Annotated in this window: 18 protein-coding genes and 1 pseudogene; 15 read left to right on the forward strand and 4 right to left on the reverse strand. The window is 53.0% G+C overall.

The features are described from left to right. Positions 1–397 precede the first annotated feature (397 nt). Positions 398–821 (forward strand): annotated as a pseudogene (locus NSS83_RS23870) (NUDIX domain-containing protein). Between the two features lie 7 nt (positions 822–828). On the opposite strand, the gene NSS83_RS23875 reads toward NSS83_RS23870, so the two are convergent. Further along, entirely contained in the window at positions 829–1770 is a 942-nt protein-coding gene (locus NSS83_RS23875; RefSeq protein ID WP_341346640.1) for an AraC family transcriptional regulator, read from the reverse strand. 195 nt (positions 1771–1965) lie between these two features. On the opposite strand from NSS83_RS23875, the gene NSS83_RS23880 reads away from it, so the two are divergent. The 6 genes from NSS83_RS23880 to NSS83_RS23905 all read left to right on the forward strand — a co-directional run bounded on the left by NSS83_RS23880 (position 1966) and on the right by NSS83_RS23905 (position 10358). After that, positions 1966–2985 (forward strand): glycoside hydrolase family 88 protein, encoded by a 1020-nt coding sequence (locus NSS83_RS23880; protein WP_341186942.1) that lies wholly within the window; start codon positions 1966–1968, stop codon positions 2983–2985. A 12-nt stretch (positions 2986–2997) separates the two neighbouring features. Beyond that, positions 2998–5172, forward strand: a complete 2175-nt coding sequence (gene gnpA / locus NSS83_RS23885; RefSeq protein ID WP_341346641.1) for a 1,3-beta-galactosyl-N-acetylhexosamine phosphorylase — start codon at positions 2998–3000, stop codon at positions 5170–5172. Between the two features lie 48 nt (positions 5173–5220). Then, positions 5221–5472, forward strand: a complete 252-nt coding sequence (locus NSS83_RS23890; RefSeq protein WP_341186944.1) for a type II toxin-antitoxin system Phd/YefM family antitoxin — start codon at positions 5221–5223, stop codon at positions 5470–5472. Positions 5473–5771: 299 nt separating this feature from the next. Beyond that, a complete protein-coding gene (locus NSS83_RS23895) occupies positions 5772–6026 on the forward strand; it encodes a type II toxin-antitoxin system RelE/ParE family toxin (RefSeq protein ID WP_341186945.1) in 255 nt (84 codons plus the stop codon). A gap of 47 nt (positions 6027–6073) precedes the next feature. Further along, on the forward strand, positions 6074–6832 hold the full coding sequence (gene yaaA, locus NSS83_RS23900) for a peroxide stress protein YaaA (RefSeq protein WP_341186946.1): 759 nt from the start codon (positions 6074–6076) through the stop codon (positions 6830–6832). A 142-nt stretch (positions 6833–6974) separates the two neighbouring features. Continuing rightward, positions 6975–10358: a HEAT repeat domain-containing protein gene (locus tag NSS83_RS23905; protein WP_341346642.1), complete on the forward strand. Its 3384-nt coding sequence runs from the start codon at positions 6975–6977 to the stop codon at positions 10356–10358. Here NSS83_RS23905 and NSS83_RS23910 read toward each other — a convergent pair. Beyond that, the gene (locus tag NSS83_RS23910) at positions 10353–10808 is read right to left on the reverse strand and encodes an acetyltransferase (RefSeq protein WP_341186948.1); all 456 of its coding nucleotides are present in this window, start codon (positions 10806–10808) and stop codon (positions 10353–10355) included. The two genes, NSS83_RS23905 and NSS83_RS23910, sit on opposite strands and share 6 nt — an antisense overlap. Positions 10809–10881: 73 nt before the next feature. Between NSS83_RS23910 and NSS83_RS23915 the strand changes: the two genes are divergently transcribed. The 7 genes from NSS83_RS23915 (at position 10882) to NSS83_RS23945 (ending at position 18400) form a co-directional block, all read left to right on the forward strand. Further along, positions 10882–11526: a hypothetical protein gene (locus NSS83_RS23915; protein ID WP_341346643.1), complete on the forward strand. Its 645-nt coding sequence runs from the start codon at positions 10882–10884 to the stop codon at positions 11524–11526. A 169-nt stretch (positions 11527–11695) separates the two neighbouring features. After that, positions 11696–12823: an ROK family transcriptional regulator gene (locus NSS83_RS23920; protein WP_341346644.1), complete on the forward strand. Its 1128-nt coding sequence runs from the start codon at positions 11696–11698 to the stop codon at positions 12821–12823. 247 nt (positions 12824–13070) lie between these two features. Beyond that, complete coding sequence (locus tag NSS83_RS23925) at positions 13071–14111, forward strand: NAD(P)-dependent alcohol dehydrogenase (protein ID WP_341186951.1); 1041 nt, start codon at positions 13071–13073, stop codon at positions 14109–14111. Between the two features lie 592 nt (positions 14112–14703). Then, positions 14704–15327: a glycoside hydrolase family 11 protein gene (locus tag NSS83_RS23930; RefSeq protein WP_036694640.1), complete on the forward strand. Its 624-nt coding sequence runs from the start codon at positions 14704–14706 to the stop codon at positions 15325–15327. A gap of 161 nt (positions 15328–15488) precedes the next feature. After that, on the forward strand, positions 15489–16349 hold the full coding sequence (locus tag NSS83_RS23935; RefSeq protein ID WP_341186952.1) for an SUMF1/EgtB/PvdO family nonheme iron enzyme: 861 nt from the start codon (positions 15489–15491) through the stop codon (positions 16347–16349). A gap of 250 nt (positions 16350–16599) precedes the next feature. Continuing rightward, a complete protein-coding gene (locus NSS83_RS23940; protein ID WP_341346645.1) occupies positions 16600–18165 on the forward strand; it encodes a glycosyltransferase family 39 protein in 1566 nt (521 codons plus the stop codon). Then, positions 18152–18400, forward strand: a complete 249-nt coding sequence (locus NSS83_RS23945; protein WP_341346646.1) for a hypothetical protein — start codon at positions 18152–18154, stop codon at positions 18398–18400. The genes NSS83_RS23940 and NSS83_RS23945 overlap by 14 nt, the downstream gene beginning before the upstream one ends. Positions 18401–18461: 61 nt before the next feature. On the opposite strand, the gene NSS83_RS23950 is transcribed toward NSS83_RS23945, so the two are convergent. Together NSS83_RS23950 and NSS83_RS23955 are read right to left on the reverse strand one after the other, a co-directional pair. After that, the gene (locus NSS83_RS23950; RefSeq protein WP_341186955.1) at positions 18462–18992 is read right to left on the reverse strand and encodes a ClbS/DfsB family four-helix bundle protein; all 531 of its coding nucleotides are present in this window, start codon (positions 18990–18992) and stop codon (positions 18462–18464) included. A 76-nt stretch (positions 18993–19068) separates the two neighbouring features. Beyond that, the gene (locus NSS83_RS23955) at positions 19069–19620 is read right to left on the reverse strand and encodes a histidine phosphatase family protein (protein WP_341348761.1); all 552 of its coding nucleotides are present in this window, start codon (positions 19618–19620) and stop codon (positions 19069–19071) included. A gap of 69 nt (positions 19621–19689) precedes the next feature. Here NSS83_RS23955 and NSS83_RS23960 point away from each other — a divergent pair, with 69 nt between their 5' ends. Next, positions 19690–20607, forward strand: coding sequence for an AraC family transcriptional regulator (locus tag NSS83_RS23960; RefSeq protein ID WP_341186956.1), 918 nt, complete (start codon positions 19690–19692; stop codon positions 20605–20607). Positions 20608–20618 lie beyond the last annotated feature (11 nt).

The following is a 20618-nucleotide window of genomic DNA, read 5'->3' on the forward strand; positions in this document are numbered from 1 at the left end:
CTTTTTTTTTGACCGATGAAGTTTAGGGTTTGGCGTATAGCAAATTAGGATAAGGCTCGATCTGGACCTTGGATAACCTGTGGTGAGGGAGATAGCAGGATGGCGGGCGGAAGCAGTTGGATTTTATACACTTGCTGCAGAACGGATGAGTCCTAAAGGGACAGCAGTTGGATAAAGGATACTTAATGGATCACTATTCAGCGAAATTGGCACAATCCCAAGAATTAGCTGCTGTTTTTCCACCTGTTTGCGTACAATCCCCGGAAATCGATAAATTAAGATACATTTGTCCACTTGCTGGTTACCCGGGAGATTGGAAGCTTGGTGCTTGCTAGATAAGGTCTGGTATTTGCTATAATTGGCTATAACAGAATTTTCAGGAGAGGGTCATGGTGGCATGTTCATTGTTAACGTAGAAGCAGCAATCTGTAAGGAAGATAAGTGGCTTGTGATTACACGGAGTACCAAAGAAGAGCATGCAGGAGGGACTCTGGCTCTTGTAGGGGGAAAAGTGGATATGGAGGGCAACACGCTCGAAATCCTCGAACGGACGGTGAAGCGCGAATGCGAGGAGGAGGTGGGCATCATGATCAAGGATGCGGTTACTTTTGTGTATAGCTCCTCCTTCGTAACTGAGGATGGTCGCCATGTCATCAATATGGTGTTCCTATGTGAATATGAGAGTGGTACAGCAACTAACCGGAGTCCTGATGAAGTGGAAGCCGTCCATTGGCTGACCTGTGATGAGATCCTGAAGCCATCCCCTGGCTCCTCCCTGGACCCAAGAGAGTATTCGAAGAGTAGCGCTGGCAAGAAAATAACCTGAACTCACACCCACCCCGTGAACTCCAGAATACTCGCCTTCGCCGATTGTGCCTCAGACTGCGCACCCTTGCGCCATTCCTTGGGGGAGACGCCCATCAGCTTGGAGAAGCAGCGGTTGAAGCTGGAGATCGAGTGAAAGCCGACCTTCTCCGAGATCTCCAGAATCGAATCCTCGGTGCTCTTCAGCTGCTTGCAGGCTTCCTCAATGCGGGTGCTGCTCAGGAAATCGAGGGGGGCGGTGCCCATAATGTCATGGAATTTGCGGCGGAAGTGGGTGGTGCTTAAGTGGCATAGCTCGGCCAGATCATTAATGGTCATCGGCGTCATATAGTTCCTGGTGATATACTCCAGCGCAGGGGAGATCACGAAATCGCCCTTCAGGCTATGCCCGGCCTCCTGCCCGCTCAAGGCTTCGTTCGTAGAATGAATGCGGAGCAGCTCAATGTACAGGGACAGCAATAAGCCGTACGCACTCTCCTGATAGTAAGGCTTCTGCTGCTGCAATTCGAGGACGATGGAGGTAGCCAGCGTATAGACGAGGGGGTGCTTGTCCCTGCTTAGGATACAATTGCTGCCCTGCACTGCCCAGAGATTCGGCTCGAAGCCGGCGTAGGCGCTCTTGAAGGAATGCTGAAACAGATCCTCCGGCGAGAAAAACAAATAGGACCACAGACTGGCCTCTCCCGGAGAACTGTACGTCGTGTGGGGCAGATACCGCGGCAGGAAGGTTACATCTCCGGCGGCAAAAGGCACGTTCTCGCCCTTAATCTCCATGATCCCGCTATCTGAATAGCAGATCCCGATCTCCAGATGGTTGTGGAAATGCAGATGCTCGCTCTTGATATCGGAGATCTTCCAGCGTTCGCCGCTGAGCAGCAGGACCGGGAAATGGATCGGCAGGCTATAGTGGCGGTACTCAATGACGGGTTTCTTTTTTCTGGGCATCTTCAGCAGCTCCTGTCCTTCTTGCGTTAGAATAGGAATGAAGAATAAAGGGTCGAAACTGCGCAGTTTTGATGTGAATGTGCTTAGATGTAGAACATTTTACTGCTTACAATAGATTCTGTAAAGCGCTTGCAAGCGGATGGACGGATGATAGCTGCCTTCAAGAGACGCAAGGAACAGGAGAGGGGAATACACATGCTTCAAGTTCAATATAACCGGGAAGAAATCTTAAGCGTAATCGATAAGGTTGCCAGGAAGACACTGGCGATGGATTTAACGTGGGAGTGGCCATGCGGCGTTGCGTATTACGGGGTGTCCAGAGCCTACCAGACCACGGGGAATCAGGACTACCTGGACCAGCTGGTGAAGTGGGTAGATGAATATATTGAGCTGGGACTGCCCGCCTTTACGGTCAACACCTGTGCGATGGGCCATATGCTGATCACGTTGTATGAGGAGACGGGGGACCAGAAGTACTGGGATATTGTGTTGAGTAAAATCGGCTATATCCGGGGGAGCGCGCTGCGGTTCGGGGATCAGGTGCTGCAGCATACGGTCTCGGTATCCAATGACTTCCCGGAGCAGGCCTGGGCGGATACGCTGTTCATGGCGGCGTTCTTCCTGCTGCGTGTGGGCAGCAAGCTGGAGGATCAGGAGCTGATTCAGGACGCGCTTAACCAGTATTACTGGCATATCAAATACTTGCAGGACCCAAGCACCGGCCTCTGGTTCCACGGCTATAACCATGTGAAGCAGGACCATATGTCCGGGCTGTACTGGGGCCGGGCGAACGCCTGGGGAGCCTATACCATGTCGCAGGTGAAGCCGCTGCTTAAGGAGTGGTATCTGTACCCGCAGTGTATGGATGTGGAGTGCTCGCTGCGGGATCAGCTGGCGGCGCTGAAGCTGGTGCAGACGGAGAACGGCCTGTGGCGCACGCTGCTGGACGATGAGGAGTCCTATGAAGAGGTGTCGGCGTCCTGCGGGATCGCGGCGGCCATGGTGAATAACGGCAATCCGCTGCATACCAAATATGTGCAAAAGGCCCTGAAAGGCATTCTGGAGAACATCACGGAAGACGGACGTGTATTGAACGTATCGGGTGGCACCGCTGTCATGAAGGACCGTGAAGGGTACCGCCATATTCCCAAGGACTGGACTCAGGGCTGGGGCCAAGGCCTCGCGCTTGCGTTCCTGTCGGATCTGCTTAAATAGGAGGGATAGGCGATGGCGAATAAATCCACAGGCTCCACAGGAGCTTTTACCCTGCCGGGGGAAGCCGGTTATGAAGCACTGACCCTGAAGCTTGCCGAACGTTGGGGAGCCGATGTCATTCGTGACAGTGACGGTACACAGTTGTCGGAAGAGATTATCAGTGCCGGTTACGGCATCTATTCGACCCTGTGTATCATCCGCGACCATAACGCTTGGGCGTCGAGGAACCCGGACAAGCTGCAGCAGACCTTCCTGATTACAAGTCCGAAGGTGGCTGTGCAGGATTACATATCCATTTATCTGCTGGAGGATTTCTTCGCGGAGCAATTCAGGGTGAATGATTCCCGTGAGGCGTTCAAGTACTGGCAGGTGTACGACCGGACAACCGGGAAGGAGGTGCCGGGGGAGCAGTGGAATTACGACCGGGAGTCCGGCAATGTGGTGCTAACCGGCATTACGCCTTGGCATAAATATACCGTCAGCTTCATGGCCTACCGGATCTGGGAAGAGATCTCCATGTACAACCACACGACGAATCACTGGGATAAAGAGCATCTGATGCAGATCGATCCGATGTATCCCGAGACCCGGCAGTACCTGTTGGACTGGATGGAGGACTGGTGCGGGGAGCATCAGGCGACGACCGTGGTCCGGTTCACCTCCCTGTTCTACAATTTCGCCTGGATCTGGGGCAGCAACGGGCGGAACCGCCATCTGTTCTCGGACTGGGGGTCCTACGACTTCACGGTGAGCGCCCGGGGACTGGATCTGTTCGCAGAGCAATACGGCTATTCACTGAGCGCAGAGGATTTCGTGAACGGCGGCAAATACCGAGTCAGTCATATTCCGGCGGAGCAGCGTAAGCTCGACTATATGGCTTTTATCAACGATTTCGTCATCGGGTTCGGCAAACAGTTAATTGACATTGTTCATAAGCACGGCAAGCTGGCCTATGTCTTCTATGATGACAGCTGGGTGGGCGCTGAGCCCTACAATGACCGCTTCGGGGAGTTCGGCTTCGACGGGATGATCAAATGCGTGTTCTCGGGCTATGAAGCCAGACTCTGCTCAGGGGTGAAGGTGGAGACGCATGAGATCCGGCTGCATCCGTACCTGTTCCCGGTTGGCCTGGGCGGCGCACCTACCTTCATGGAAGGGGGCAATCCCACACTCGATGCGAAGCAATACTGGATTAACATCCGGCGCGCCCTCCTGCGTGAGCCAATCGACCGGATTGGCCTGGGCGGCTATCTGCATCTGGTCGAGCCTTACCCGGATTTCTGCGCGTATATTGAGAAGATTGCGGATGAATTCAGGGAGATCAAGGAGCTGCACCGGCAGGGGGAGCCTTATCACATCAAGACTAAGGTAGCTGTTCTGCACTCGTGGGGCAAGCTGCGGTCGTGGACCCTCTCCGGCCACTTCCATGAGACATATATGCATGACCTGATTCATATCAATGAAGCCTTGTCTGGCTTGCCGGTGGAGGTGCAGTTCATCGACTTCGAGGATGTCCGCCAGGGTATCTTGCAGGATGTGGATGTGGTGATTAATGCAGGCAGCGCCGGTTCGGCGTGGAGCGGCGGGGACCACTGGAAGGACAGCCAGGCGGTGGACGCCTTGACGGAGTGGGTGTATAAGGGCGGTACGCTCATCGGGGTGAATCAGCCTTCCGCCGTGGATGGCTACGATCATTATTTCCGGATGGCGCATGTTCTCGGGGTGGATGAGGACACCGGCGCAAGGGTAGCGCATGGCAAATGGGCTTATGAGGTTCAGCCGGTGCCGGATCTGGTGCCGGATGGCGTCAGCCTCACGCCAAAGAACGGGGTCTATCTGACCGACGGGGCTGCTGCGGTGGTCCGTGAGGCAGAGGGCAAGCTGACCCTGACTGTGAATAGCTTCGGGAGAGGGAAGGGCATCTACCTGCCGTCCTTTGCCTTCAGCTGGGAGAATGCCCGCCTGCTGCTGAATCTGATCCGCTATGCCGGCAATGAGCTGGAGGAGACCCGCTACCTCCCGGATAACCTCTATACCGAGTGTGCGTATTATCCGGAGAGCAAGCGCCTGGTTGTGATTAACAATAGCGGCCAGCCGCAGCAGACCACCATCGAGACGGACTACGGTCCGCAGGTTGTGGAGCTGGAAGCTTTTGATACGGTGATTCGGGTGATGGGTAGGAATTGAATCGTTATCATACTTATGATAACATGGCGCTAAAAGGAGGGGAGTTTAATGCCACAGATTCGGCCCGTATCCGACTTGCGCAACCATTTTGCTGAAATATCCCGGATTGTTCATGAGAATAATGAGCCTGTTTTTTTAACCAAAAATGGTTATGGGGATATGGTAGTGATGAGTATCGAACAATATGAGAATATTCAGCAGAATCAAGAGATTATCATGAAACTTAAAGAAGCTGAGCATGAAGCCGATACCTCTAAGGAGCGCTATACTCACTCTGAAGTATTTAATAATTTGCGATAGCAGATTCGGAGTAAATCAGATCAATAACGCCCTGCCAAGGCGTTTTTTATTTGCGTGAATTTGCGTGTCCAGGCACGCATCATTTAGCCGAGGAAGTAAGAAGAATTCTGCAAGAAATGCAACAATCTTGCCCCATAGAAGCGGTCTATCCCTGAAATCATGCACAAAATGCAACAAATCCAGCGATAACTTGCCCAAAACACCAAAAATTGTGCAAATAATGCAACATTGTAATTCAGCCAGAAATAGGTGTGGAGGAATCCTGCAAAAAGTGCAACAATTCTCTCTACAAGCGGCCAGTGAGAGAAGGCATTAGCAATGAGCTTGCAGCACCGGATGCAGCTAATGGTCTGTTGGATAAGTTTGATGAAGCTATTGCCAGGTTAGAGTTATTTCCATTCTCAGGTCCTGTTGCCCGTAACATGAATGGCTTAAAGGATGAATACCGTTCTCTGGTTGTGGACAACTACATAGTCTTCTATGTTGTACTAGATGATATTGTTGAGATTAGACGGGTGCTTCACGGGAAGCGCAAGTATGAAGATTTGATGTAATATATAGAGGTACATTATTTTCCCGTAGGGGTAGAAAAGAGCGTATCATGAGAATCATCATTTCACCTGCCAAAAAGATGAAGACGGACACGGATTTCCTGGAATCCCGCCAGGCTCCGCAGTTCTTAAACGAGTCACAGACGCTCCTGGCCCTGCTTCGTAAATTAAGTTACGCAGAAGCCAAGGCGTTGTGGAAATGCAATGACGCTATTGCTGAGCTGAATATGCAGCGGATTGAAGAGATGGACCTGACCCGGAACCTGACCCCGGCGATCTTCGCTTATGAGGGCATCCAATACCAGTACATGGCGCCGGGGATTTTTCAGACGGAGGAGCTGGACTATCTGCAGCAGCATTTGCGGATCCTGTCCGGGTTCTATGGGATCGTCCGGCCGTTCGACGGTGTGGTCCCTTACAGGCTGGAGATGCAGGCCAAGCTCGGCGGGCCGGGCTTCAGTACCCTCTATGAGTTCTGGAACCGTAAGCTGGCCGATCAGCTGTTCGCAGAGACCGACACGATTGTGAATCTGGCCTCCAAGGAATACAGCAAATGCGTCTCTCCTTACTTAGGCGACGATGTCCGGATGGTTAGCGTTGTATTCGGGCAGGAGATCGGCGGCAAGGTGGTGGAGCGGGCGACACTGGTTAAGATGGCCAGGGGGGAGATGGTCCGGTTCATGGCGGAGCAGCAGATTACCAGCGTGGAGGAGATTCAGGGCTTCAGCGGATTTGACTTCCGGTATGAAGCGGCTTTGTCAGATGAGAACACCTATGTGTTCGTCCAGGCCAAACAAAACAAAGAGTAGACTGATAGAGTGAGCAGTACAGAGGGTAATCTTGAGGATGGTGGAAACGCCGGATTCGGGGTTACCCTTTTGTTATTTGCGGGCGGAAGCTCGCTTTTTGTAAAATAAGGAAGAACTCAGAACAGATTCAAGAGGAGGACTTATGACTGGGAGACGAGATCCATTGAATAAAGAGCGCTTACTGCGGGAGCTGGATGCCCTAGGGTATTCCGATAGGATCAAAGCAATCACAAGACTAGGCCGCGATCACTTGGGGTCCCCGGAATACTCACAGTTACTTACCTCCTTACTTGGGGGCGGAGCTTATGAAGCGCGTCTGGCCTTGATGGGGGCGATCGCTACGCTGGATGCGCCAGTGATTCTGGCTGGGCTGAAGCATCCGATGGCCAGCATCCGCAATACGGCAGCAGGTCTGGCAGCCAAAATAGCTTCAGCCGAAGAGATTGAACGCGAGCTTCCGCAGCTGTCACAGGATTGCCGCCGCAAGCTGCTGCGTACGGTAGCCCTGATGAACCGTCAGGAGTTGGCGGAGCGGCTATTAGCAGTGGTACAGGCCCGGTGGGGCACGGAGGAGGCAGCGATTGTACTGCAGGCTTGCTCTGCGGAAACCGTCCGCGCGCGGCTGGCTGAGCTGGGGTACGCCATTAAGGATTGGAAAAAGCTGTCCAGCCGCCATCTGGAGGTGGTTGCTGAGTATTTCACCAGAGAGCTGGAGGCGGCCCCGCTAAGGGCTAAGGGGCTGGTCTGGTCGCAGTTCTCCTCCGCGATGGAGCATCTGAGTAGTCGCAAGCCTGACCTGGTGCTGGCCTATGCGGTGGACCATGGACCGGCAGACATGCTGCCGCCTGCGCTTAAGGCGAATCTTGGCACACTGATGCGCCTGAGACCAGGCGCAGTGTATGAGCTGCTGATCCGGACGCAGACGCGTAGTGAGCTTATGACTTATGGTGTGCCTGAAGCTGTGCTCAAGCGGGCGAAGCTCCTCTCTATGGACCAGTGGTCGCAGCTTGCCAAGCTGCTGGCGGAAGAGCCCTACCATGTGGCGCGGCTGCTGGAGCATCTTGCGCCTTCTAAGCGCCAGGAGATTTTCGATGCTGCATATGAGGAGGAGAAGCGCCGGGAGCGGGTTTTTCCGGAAATGCTGCTGTATGTATTGCCGCATGCGCTGCGTGACGGGGAGGCTGCCCGGATGCTGGGCCTGCGTGAGATCAGGGAGAACCGGGAGAGCACCCTGCGTATCACCGCCGCCCGCCCGATTCTTCAGGTCAGAGAGCAGCTGGAGCAGGCAATCCGGGTATCGAATGCAGATGAACGCGCTACGGCGCTGATGCAGCTGGTCCGCAGCACAGTTCTGGCAAGGCAGGGCATGGATGCTACACTATTGACCTTAGGCCGCATCCGTAATGATCAGGACCCTGTTCGGGGGGCGGTGTTCAAGGAGCTGTCGGAGAGTCCGGCGTCTGTGTACGAGGCTGCCCATGTCCCTGCGCTTACTGTGCTGGTAGACAGTGTGATTGATGCCAGAGATACCTCCTACGGTACGAGATACTCTGTGCAGCAATTGGCCTTCTCCATTCTGCGCCATCAGGCGGCGGAGCCGGGCGGGGAGCTGTTCACCTTCGCACTGGATACGCTCCAGAAGCTGGCGAAGCAGGACGGGCAGCTCTCCCTGCCATCACTTGCGAAGAACATGCCGCGGGGCGTGGAAGAGATCATTTTTGACGGCATCTATTCCTACGCTGCGCAGGCGGGGAAGCGGGAGAATTACAACCTGGTGCTGAGTCTGGCGAATTCTTTTGGGAAAAGGGGGTACGGGATCGTCAAGCTACAGCAGCTCTTACGGGAAGCCACCCGGGCCAAAACCGAGGGAACCGCGATCCGGGCAACCCGGCTCTGGCTGGAGCCGCTGCAGACGCGCGATGAACGGGTGAAGGAGCTGCTGGATGCAGATCCATCGTACATTACGATCCACGAGGTGTTTCAGCATCTGCACCTGAAGCGCCAGGAATGGCTGGACCCTTATATTTCGGGGGCTGCGGTCAAGGGCAAGTTCCTCTCGGGCAAAACGGTCTATCCTGTTCCGGCTGCGGACGGATTCTACCGCTGGCTGCCCCGCCAGCAGCAGGCGTATGCTGCCCTGTTAAGCACCATTGCCTTCGGTCCCAAGTACAGCCTGTTTGAGCGTTCCAGAGCGATTAGAATGCTGGCGATTATGCCGGATGTGAATCCGGAGCGGCTGTATGAGCTGGTTGAGGACAAAGAGGTGGCTGTGGCGGAGGCGGCACTTCATGCCTTGTCCCTGCTGGAGGAGCCGGAGAAGTCCCTGCCCGTGCTGCTGGAGCATCTGGATAGCGACCGGGCCCGTGTAGCGATGTATTCCATCCCGAGGTGTATCCGCCGGGTCCGTCCGGCGCTGCTGTCCCTGGTGCTGAAGGAGCTATTGGACCGTGAGAAGCTGAAAATTACCGTCCGTAAGGAAGCCATCCGCCTGCTTGGTGCGTATAGAAGTGAGGACAGCCTTCCGCTGCTGTTGAATGAATTCGCGAAGCCTGCTGTGCATAAAGATGTGGTGATTGCTATAGGGCATGCTGCCAGAGGGCTGCTGGATGATGAACGGAGCTGGGAGGTGCTGCGCACCATCGCTGCTTCTCCAGAGCGTGATATCGCAGTGAGCTTGTTGTCCCAGCAGCCTGCTGGGCTTCCGCTTGCTTACAGACCGCGCTATCTGGACTTAATCATAACCATTGCCGCTCACCCGGATGTATCCGTCATCAGCCAGGCTTATATTTCCATGAAGTGGTGGACAAGCGGTTATGAAGGCGCCGTTGCGGCGGCTGCGGCTCAGGCGGTTGCGGGTCTGAAGGACAGCTCCAGTTGGGAGTTCGCGATGATGACATTGATTGAAGCCGCCCGGGACGGCAAGGTGAACGCGGTTGTAGCCGGTATCTGCCGGGAGCTGGCGGCGACGCCCGTGACGCAGGAATGGAATGCAGCGGCGGATAGAGACCTGCCGCACCGGCAGCGCCTGCAGGTACTCATCAAGCAGTTAACAGGTCTGCCTAAGAGTACAAGGGTGCAGCTTACCCCGTTGTACCTGGAGCTGGCCGGCACGCTGGCCGCCGATGAGACGTTACAAGAGCTTGTCTTGACCTTATATATCGCAGTGATCGATTGGAGTAACGCTGAGGAGGCGTCCGGGTATGTGAAGCGGATCGCACGGGAGGTAACCCGTCAACCACAGCTCTTGAGTGAGTTGTACCGCGGGCTTGCCGTCAGCCTGGAGAACAGCGCCGGATACTGGACAGCGGAGACATTGCTTAAGATTGTGGATGTGCTGCGGGCAGAACCGTCTTATGAAGCCCCGTATCTCGGACTGTCTCTGCTGGAAGCAGCAGGAAGCGCGCTGCGCTGGAGCGCTGAGCCGTCAGAGCGTCTGCGGGAGTACAGGAATCATGCGAATCCCGCAGTCCGCACGCAGGCGCTGAATATTTGGACAGCGAGAGAGTCACGGCTGTTCATGCTATAACCGCATATGCAGGATGGGCCAAGGCTTGCCTTGCTCATCCTGTTCGGAGCGGCCGTAGACCTGGAAGCCTAGATGTTCATAGAATCCGGCAGCCTGGGGATTGTCTTCATTCACATCGACGGAATGCACATTCAAGTGGTGTAGGGCATAGTCCACGAGACTTTTGCCGATACCCAGTCCCCGGACAGCCGGATCTACGAACAGCATTTCAATCTTCTGATCCTGAATCCCGATGAAGCCGAGGGGATGCCCCTCCGGATGGGTATACGTGATCAAATGCCGGATCTCTGCAATCCCTTGCAGAACTAAGGGGCGCAGGTCTTCAATATCCTGCGGGGTGAGGAACAGGTGCGTAGCCCGCACAGCGTTCTCCCAGATGACTAGCAGTTCTTGGGAGAGTGTCTGGTTTCGATTTTGGTCTGTAAGGATCTTTATCGGGTTTGGGTTCATAGCGTTAGCGTTCTCCTTAATCTATTTTTTTAGAGTATAGCATTTAGAATACACAAGAATCGAGATGAAGCGTATGAAGACGAACCATCGCCTGCTGAAGTTTGGCGGGATTACCCTGATCGGCTCCGGACTGCTTTTTCTGGCCCAATATCTGTTCCTGAGGCCGGTACCGTCTCCACCGCTGCAAGCTGCTGCGCTGCTGTCCTGGCTGAGCGAGTGGCGGTTCCAGTTGTCGATGGCAGATGAGGTCTTGTTCTTCGCTGCGGTACTTCTCATCCCCTCCATCGCGGCATTATACCGGCTGCTGGTGCAGGTGAATCCGGTCCTGACAGTGTTTGGCTGCGGCCTGCTGGCGGTTAGCGTTCCTGTCTATATCGTATTGGTTATTATTCTGGGGAGGCTGGTCTATCCGGTATATGGGATTGAGCTTACGCCGGAGAGCTACAGACTGATTATCAGCTTCTATTACGGGGGCGTGCATTGTGTTGCATTAGTCGTTGGAATCGCAACGATTCTGCTGAGCCTTGTAATTTGGAAGAGTGGACTGGGAATATTCACGGCAGCCCTCGGGCTTCTGACCGGCGTGTTTGATCTTATCGGCTCCTATCCATGGTTACTTGGTGAGGGAATGATCCTGATCTCCCAGTTACTGTTCGCCGGCTGGTTCGTCATGCTTGGCGTTAACATGCGAATGATTGCGATAAGAGGGACCGATTAAGGCCATCTTCCCAAAAGATTAATGACGGGACTTCCAATTCTTGATACAATAAAACCACTTACGTGAAATTATTCACAATAAAAGCGGCTAATGATTGCTATAACGGATGTGATTGCATATTATATGTATAAAATTATAAAGTACATTTGTAAAAGTGAGGGGGATTGGAATGGCGACACATCGCTTGAACAGTATGGAAGTTAAAAAGATGAACCGGAACGCCATTTACCGGTACCTGTATCACCGTGAATCCACCTCCATTCAGGAGATTGCACAGGCGCTGGGTCTCAGTCTTCCAACCGTGACACAGAATCTCAAGGAGCTGCAGGAACGAGGGCTGATTGAGGAGACCGGGCTGTATGAATCCACCGGTGGGCGTAAGGCCAAGTCGATGGCCTGCAACAGTGTGGCGGGATATGCCGTCGGACTGGATATTACCCTGAATCATGTGGGGATTGTCGTCATTGACCTGAGCGGCAGAATCATTAAGAATGTCAGGAATCATTATCCGTTTGCGAATGAGGAGACCTACTTCCAGGGGGTAGGCAAGCTGGTGGAGGAGTTCGTAGAGGCTTGCCAGCTGGACCGCAGCCGGATTCTGGGAGTAGGGATTGCGCTGCCCGCGATTCTATCCGGGGACCGGCAGACCGTGAGCTATGCTACAGTCATAGATTTCAAGGGAGGCAGTGTCCGGCGGTTCGCCAAATACATCCCTTATCCCTGCGTCCTGAGCAATGATGCGAATGCGGCGGGACTCACTGAACTGTGGGGAGAGCAGGACATACACAATGTGGTCTATCTGTCCCTTAATAATAGCGTAGGCGGTGCCATTATAGTCGGTAACCAGATCTATGCAGGCCAGAACCACCGTAGCGGGGAGTTCGGGCACATGACGATTTTGCCTGAAGGGCGTACCTGCTACTGCGGACAGAAGGGCTGTGTAGATGCCTATTGCTCAGCGGGAATTCTCTCGGATAGTACAGGGGGCAGTATTGCGGAATTCTTCCGGCTGCTGGGAGAGGGCAGGGAGGAGCAGCAGGCCATCTGGCAGGAGTATGTAGGCTATCTGGTGATTACAGTGAATAACCTGCGGATGCTGTACGATTGCGATGTGATTCTCGGCGGCTATGCCGGGGCTCACATGGAGGAATACATCGGTGAACTTCAGGCACTGGCAGCGCGCAAGAACACCTTCGAGCAGGATGGCTCCTACCTGCGGGTCTGCAAATACAAGCTGGAGGCCACCGCTGTGGGGGCTGCCCTGGAGCTGGTGACTGAATTTATCGACAGCATCTAGATCCGGGTTGCTTTTACCCTAATATAATATCTGCTTTCCCGCTCCTCCGGAAGAGGGACGTTGCTGCAATCGCGGCCTTGTCCTTCTCTGGGGGAGTTTTTGTTGACTTCATCCCAATTCTGTTTATAATCTTATTTAAATAGTTTTATAAAAGTATATTATTATTGTGAAGCTGAAGAACGCAGAAATTTTGAAGTAACAGTAGTTTTTATAAGAGCACACTAATGTTCCTGAGGAGGAGAAACAGATGAAGAACAGAGCTTTTTATATGAAAGATCTGAAGCAAATGGAAATGAAGGAAATTAGCATGCCTGTAGCCAAAGAGGGCGAGGTTATTGTGAAGCTGGAGGTTGTCGGCATCTGCGGCTCGGATGTGCATTACCTGGAGCATGGCCGGATCGGCGACTTCGTAGTGGATGGGGACTTCATTCTCGGGCATGAATGCGCCGGTGAAGTGGTGGAGCTTGGCCCTGGTGTGAAGCACCTGAAGGTGGGGGACCGGGTGGCGCTGGAGCCTGGTGTGACCTGTGGACAGTGTGAATTCTGCAAAAGCGGCAAATATAATCTGTGCCCGGATGTACAGTTTCTAGCGACTCCGCCCTACCATGGCTGCCTGGTGAATTATATGGCTTATCCCGAGAACATGGCGTTCAAGCTGCCGGATAATGTGTCTTCGGAGGAGGGCGCGCTGGTGGAGCCGCTGGCGGTGGGACTTCATGCTGCGGCGCAAGGCGGCGTTAAGCTGGGAGACAGGGTTGTGATTCTGGGGGCGGGCTGCATAGGACTGGTTACACTACTGGCCTGCAAGGCTTACGGGGCTACGGAGATTGTGGTGGTGGACATCATTGAGAAGCGGCTGGAGGCGGCATTGAAGCTGGGGGCCTCACAGGTCATTAACGCCAAGCAGGAGAATGTGCTGGAGACCATTGCGGCTTGGACTGACGGTGCGGGTGCAGATAAGGTGATTGAGACGGCAGGCAGCGAGCATACCGTGAAGCAGACGCCATATCTGGTCAAAAGAGGCGGAACCATCGTCCTGGTCGGCCTGGCCGCTAAGGATATCATCGACTTCGACTTCATGCAGATTATGTTCAAGGAGGCGGACATCAAGTCGGTATTCCGGTACCGCAACCTGTATCCGGCAGCTATTGGCGCCATCGCGGATAGAAAGATTGACGTCAAGGGCATTGTCACCCACGAATTTGGCTTCGAGGAGACGCAACAAGCGTTCGATTATGTAATCGACAATAAGGAGGATGTGGTTAAGGCCGTCATTAAGATGGGGTAGAGGGACGATAGAGGATTGGTGGATAGATTAGCAATGGATGAATAGTGACAAGTGAGTAAAGCTGAACAGTACAGAGCTGCCCCATTGGGGCGGCTTTTTTGGCGTGAGGAGGAGCATTAGTGCACCTGAATTTGGAAAAAGTAGGCCGGATGAGCAAATGAGGAGCATTAGTGCACCTGAATTCGGTAAAAGTAGGCCGGATGAGTAAATGAGGAGCATCAGTGCACCTGAATTCGGTAAAAGTAGGCCGGATGAGCAAATGAGGAGCATCAGTGCACCTGATCTCGGCAAAAGTGGGCCGGATGAGCAAATATTTGTGCGCCACCGGCCACTGCCGAAATTCCCCGAATTTTCACCACATATCCCCCAGGAGGTTACAATTCCCTTGATTTTGACCCATTATTTTCATAATATCAATAAAAATTGGGGGTTAATCTTTAGTTTGCAGAGAGTAATGTAAACGCTTACTAGATATAATTTTCTCGAAAGGAGGACAAGTAAATATATGGGATAACCCTCAGGATAAGTTATATCCTACGGGGAGAAGCAAGCTGCAAGCAAACACATTATAATCGGGAGGTATTAATTTACAATGAAAAAGAAACTTCTTACGGTATTAATGACAGCAGCACTGAGCTTCAGCGCGTTCGCAGCGACTGCAGGCGCAACAGATTATTGGCAAAACTGGACCGATGGCGGCGGAACTGTGAATGCGGTGAACGGAAGTGGCGGGAATTACAGTGTGAACTGGTACAATACCGGGAACTTCGTAGTGGGCAAAGGCTGGACTTACGGATCACCGAACCGGGTTGTAAATTATAATGCAGGGGTTTTCGCGCCTTCCGGCAACGGCTACCTGACCTTATACGGATGGACCCGGAATTCCCTTATTGAATATTACGTGGTAGACAACTGGGGAACTTACAGACCAACCGGCGATTACAAAGGCACGGTGAACAGTGATGGCGGCACTTATGATATCTATCGTACCATGCGTTACGATGCTCCTTCCATTGACGGAAATGCTACGTTCCCGCAGTACTGGAGTGTAAGACAATCCAAACGGCCAATCGGAAGCAATGTCCAGATTACGTTCAGCAACCACGTGAACGCCTGGCAGAGCAAATCGATGTATCTGGGAAGCAGCTGGTCCTATCAGGTACTGGCTACCGAAGGATACCAGAGCAGCGGCAGCTCCAACGTAACTGTGTGGTAATGGATCAGCTGAACGCCATTTTGCCGGTTCCGGCAATGGCAGAGCTCAGCTAGACAGGGCTAAGGCCGGCCGGGTGGACAAGCTGCCGGCCTTATCATTTTCACACACTGAACTGCGCTTAGGTCCTGTACCTTGCCCATCTGCTCAAAGGAGAGGTATTCATGAGAAAACCATTAATGATTCTGATTCTGTGCATGGCAATCGCGGCTATAGCCACTGCTTGCTCTCAGGAGAAGCCTGCCGCGGATGAGCGTTTAGTACGGGTAGAAGGCGGTACTTTTAAAGATACGAAATCCAATTACTACGGGACAGAGATGACCCTCCCGGACTTCTACATCGGTAAATATGAGGTCACCCAGCAAGAATGGCTGGAAGTGATGAAGAGTAACCCCTCGCAGTTCCAAGGAGACAAGCTGCCGGTGGAGAGCGTAACCTGGTATGATGCCGTGGAGTACTGCAATGAGCGGAGTGTGAAGGAAGGCCTGGCCCCCTATTATAATATAGACAAGAGTACGGTCGATCCGAATAATACAAGTGACCGGGATTTCATGAAATGGACTGTAACGGCCAATGAAGGGGCGGACGGTTACCGTCTGCCGACAGAAGCCGAGTGGGAATATGCAGCAGGCGGAGGCCAGATGAGCACAAGCTACCCGTATAGCGGAAGCGACAACCCGGAGGAGGTGGCCTGGTACTGGAGGAATTCCGGTGATCAATTCCTGACCGGGGACTGGACCTGGCCTGCGATTGAGAACAACCATAGCCAGCCGAGAAATACCGGCCTCAAGCAACCCAATGAGCTGGGACTGTATGATATGTCAGGGAACGTAAGGGAATGGTGCTGGAACTGGTACGGTGAAGGGGATTCGAATAGCAAGACCGGCTCTGTCCGGCTGGTGAAGGGCGGCGGCTGGATCGGCGGGGTGAACAACACAGAGGTATCCTTCCGGGGTCAATACGAGCCGAGCAGCCGGGGGAATGACCAGGGGTTTCGTGTGGTTCGTGCTGTTGCTGACAAGTGATTCATCCATGAGTATTCAACAGAACAGAATAGTTTAAGCAGCAGGCCTTCGGGAAGCTAATCCGGCATGAGCGCATCTATGAATGCGGCGGCTGGAGAGGACCCGGAGGTTTTTTGTAAGACAAGGCCGTTTCCACTTGGCGCATCCCAGGAATCCTTTCAACTAACATTCAGATTCACTATGTATACTCCGTATATGGATTAAGGCACGTGCGAAGGACTCGCCGGACGCTGCCGGTCAGGAGGGTATCATGGTAAAAAGAATCCAGCAAATCGTAACACTCATCCTCGCCTTGTTCATTGGGCTGTTCATCGCTGCATCCTTCTTTCTCCGGGCGAAATATAATTATTCCGTGTATGGAGACCGGGCGGTGCTGGAAGGGCAGCAGCCGCTTGTGTTCCTGCTATGGATTGTAGTTGTTCTGGGACTGGGCTTCGTGCTGTACAGACTCTCCCGGAAGCTTGAAAGGTATAGCCGGGCCAAGGTTATTCCAGCTGTTCTGCTGTTGTCTGGTGCCATGCAGCTTGTGATTATTTTTCTGTTCACCCGCATGCCTACAGATGATTCACAGACGGTGCTGTCCCTGGCCTGGGCGATGCTCTATGACAAGGATTATTCCTCCTTCCAGTCAGGCGGATACCTGTACATGTTCCCTTTTAATTTCTCCTTCGTGCTGTATCTGAAGGCGCTGCTGCTTCTGTTCCCGGACAATTATCTGGTGATCAAAAGCTTCAATATCCTCTTTTCGCTCGTCACCACGCTGGTCATCTACCTGCTTTGCCAAGAGCTGAATCCCAAATCAAGCAGGAAGGACTATGGCCTTCTGATTGTGTCTGCGACCTATGTTCCGGCTTTGTTCATGAGCAACTTCATCTATAATGATGGAATTGCCACGGCTCTGCTCACCAGCGCGCTCTACTTCGGAGTCAGGTTCATCCGCAGAAGATCCATGAAGGATATGCTGTTCGCGGCAGTACTGCTGACACTTGGCAACTACTTCCGCAGTATAGGTATGATCTTTCTGATTGCCATTGTTCTCAGTCTGCTCCTGAACCTGCGGGCGATTGGCGTGAAGAAGGTCATTGCCGCCGTTGGAGTAACGCTGCTGCTGTGGGTTCTTCCTGCCTGGATTCAGAATACGGCGCTTCAGGCAACAGACATTGTGGACGAATCTCCGTCCAGCAATTCTGCTCCAGTGTACATGTGGCTGAATATGGGGATTAATCTGGAGACACTCGGGTTCTGGGATGACCGGGAGAGCTATAATATCTACCAGCAGGAGGCCGGCTATAACAAAGCGGAGAGTGTAGAACTGTTCAAGGCGTCCATCCGCAGCAAGCTCTCTGACGCGACCTTAACTGAGCTTGCAGGAATGTATTATAAAAAGCTGGTTTGGACCTGGACGGAAGGAACGTATCAGATAGAGCGCTACGGGATAGGAAATGAAGGAGCCTCCTCCACTGGCGGGAGGGGCGGTATGGTGATGGGCCACTACAGCTATTCCACAGCTGCAAGCAGGGTGTTTGAAGGTGCTTCTATGTACCGGAGCGCCTTGCTGTGGGCCTTATATGTCCAGAATTTCCTGATGTACGTCTTCATTCTGATCCGGTTAATCCGGGGACTGCGGGCTAAGCGCTTCGCGGAGACCCCGCTCCTTCTGGTGATTCTTGGCTTCATCGGGTTCTACCTGCTCTGGGAGATTAAGTCCCGGTATCTGTATCCCGTGTATCCGCTGCTGCTTGTCTTGTCTTACCTGGGTTTCCAAGATGCCTATGCCCTGCTGACCGGCAGAAGGAGGTCTCATGATGCGGACTAAGAAATATTACATCACCTTAATCATTAGTATGCTTAGCTGTTCGCTGCTGCTCACTTCCTGCGAAGCAGTCACGGCTCAGAATATCACCAGTGCAGACTTCAATTCCCGGCCCGGCGGATTCCCCGGCATGAACGGCGGCGCGGGCTTCAGGGACGGGAGCAGGGGAATGAACCGGGAAGGCACTGGCAAGAGGGGGATGCAAAGGCCAGACGGGAGGGCAGACAGCACGCAATGATTGCGAAGCAGTGGACGCTGAGCTGTTATCCCGCTATCCGCTTTGTGACACTGCCGCTTTGTCACTCTGCCAGTCCTTCAGGACAATGCTTTTTCCATTTCCGGATTTTCCCCCGAAAGGTCTTGAACGGAGCGGCAGAGTTAATGTGAATCCACCGGGCCATCGGCCAGTTCTCCTTGGTTCCGGTCCACTTACGCGCGCCTTGGATGAACAGCTCCTCCTCCGTCAATGTTTCGATCCAGTCCAGCCACTGTTGCTCTGATTGCCGGAAGAGCTCGCGCAACTCAGGCAGAGAATACTCCGCATATTTGCTGTAAAAGGACTGATACAACCCGCCGAGCTGATTCCACTTGAAATCCGCAGCGGGCATGGAGAAGGTCTGTCCCTCCAGCTCGCTCCGGTCCCAGCCCCTAACCAAATCCAGCCAGCCCAGCTGATAAGCGATGATCTCGGCAGGGGTTTTGTCCACCTCGGGAATTCGCATATCCTTATATGTATTGTTAATTCCATCATACTCGGCATCCAAGAGCAGGTACAGATTATGGATCGAGTCCATCAGCTCCTGCCGGGATGAGTATTCATAGCTTGCCATAACAATCACTCCTTTCCTCTGGTTATACCACAGGGTTGTGACAACAGTCTGTCCAGTTTAATAGGATGATGGAGAATTATTGCCAAATACGCTGTACACTCACAAGCTTGTTCTCAACGAAGCTTAGCTTATAGATGTCGGGCATTTCTAACTGCTTCCAGAAGCTATAATCATAACGCTTATCCAGAGCATTCATGATCAGGACCATCATATTACCGTGCGTTCCGATAGCGATTGAATTTCCTTTATATTGCTGCAAAACTTTATAGAGTGCTTGTACGCCTCTCTTCTGGGCAACCAGATTGGATTCTCCTCCCGGCCAGGCGAAGGAATAATCCGCCCAGACCTGATCCATAGCAAGCCCGAAATCGGCGACAGGCTCAGCAGATAAGATTCTTTCTTTAAAATCATCTTCAATTACAATCCTAGTCCTGAGCGGTTTCTCCAGCCCCTCAATGGTTTGTATAGCCCGTTTATAGGGACTAGAGATCAGAATGTTAATATTCTCATGAAGTAGTAGACGGGTAACTCTCTGTGCGTCTGCCCGTCCATCTTCGGATAAAGGTCTATTCAATTCGTCGGTAGAATAAGTAGAGTGAGCATGTCGTACGAAGTACAGAGTGGTAATCATTCACTATCGCCTCATCTATTAATATTTATACAGTATTGTAACACGAAGAGGACGGGGGATTCAGTGATGAAGGAGCAGTATGGAGAGAGGATCAAGCAGGTCATTGCCTACATAGAAAATCACAGCAGCCAGCCGCTGCGGCTGGATCAGCTGGCGGAGATCTCCCATTTCTCCAAATATCATTTCACCAGAATATTTACAGCCTTCACCGGCATGACGCCCATGGCCTTCGTAACCAGGAAGCGCGTCGAGCAGGCCTTGGTGCTGCTTAGCCGGACGAATCAGACGATTCTGGAGATTGCAGGGGAGAGCGGCTTTGAATCGGTCTCCGCCTTGAATGTCCATTTCAAACGGCATTTCGGCTGTACGCCCAGCAGTGTCAGGAACAGCAGGCAGAAACATAGCAATTTCCCGTCACTCCTCAGCAATAAGCAGGCAGAGCTGGCCGCCCTGGCGGATTACAATAAAGCCGAAGGTAATTCGCTGTTAAGGAGGGCATGGGACAGTATGGTGGAACTTAGAGTAATTGCAGAAGTTGAAGTCGCTTATGTCAGGCATATTGGTAGTTACCTGGACACGCATCACGCATGGGACAAGCTAACCGGCTGGGCTACTGAGAAGGGGCTGCATCCGGCGAATCAGCAGTTCATCGGAATCTCACTGGATGACGGGGAACTTACGGAAGAGTCTGTATGCCGCTATGATGCTTGCGTTACACTTCCGGAGGGATTCGAACGGGAGGCCCATCGGGAGGAGGTAGCATACAAGACTCTATCCGGCGGGCAGTATGCGGTGTATTCCTACTATGATACGTTAGAGAGATTTGTCCTTGCGTATGATACGATGTTCAGCGTATGGTTACCCCGCAGCGGCTATGAAGCCGATGACCGGCCATGTCTTGAATTCTGTCTGAATGATCCTGCGCAGGACCCGCAGGGCAAGTGCATGGTTGAGCTGTACGTCCCCATTAGGCCAAGCGCTTAAGGATCAGAGAA

This window comes from Paenibacillus sp. FSL H3-0469 (assembly GCF_038051945.1).
Lineage (GTDB): Bacteria > Bacillota > Bacilli > Paenibacillales > Paenibacillaceae > Paenibacillus_AQ.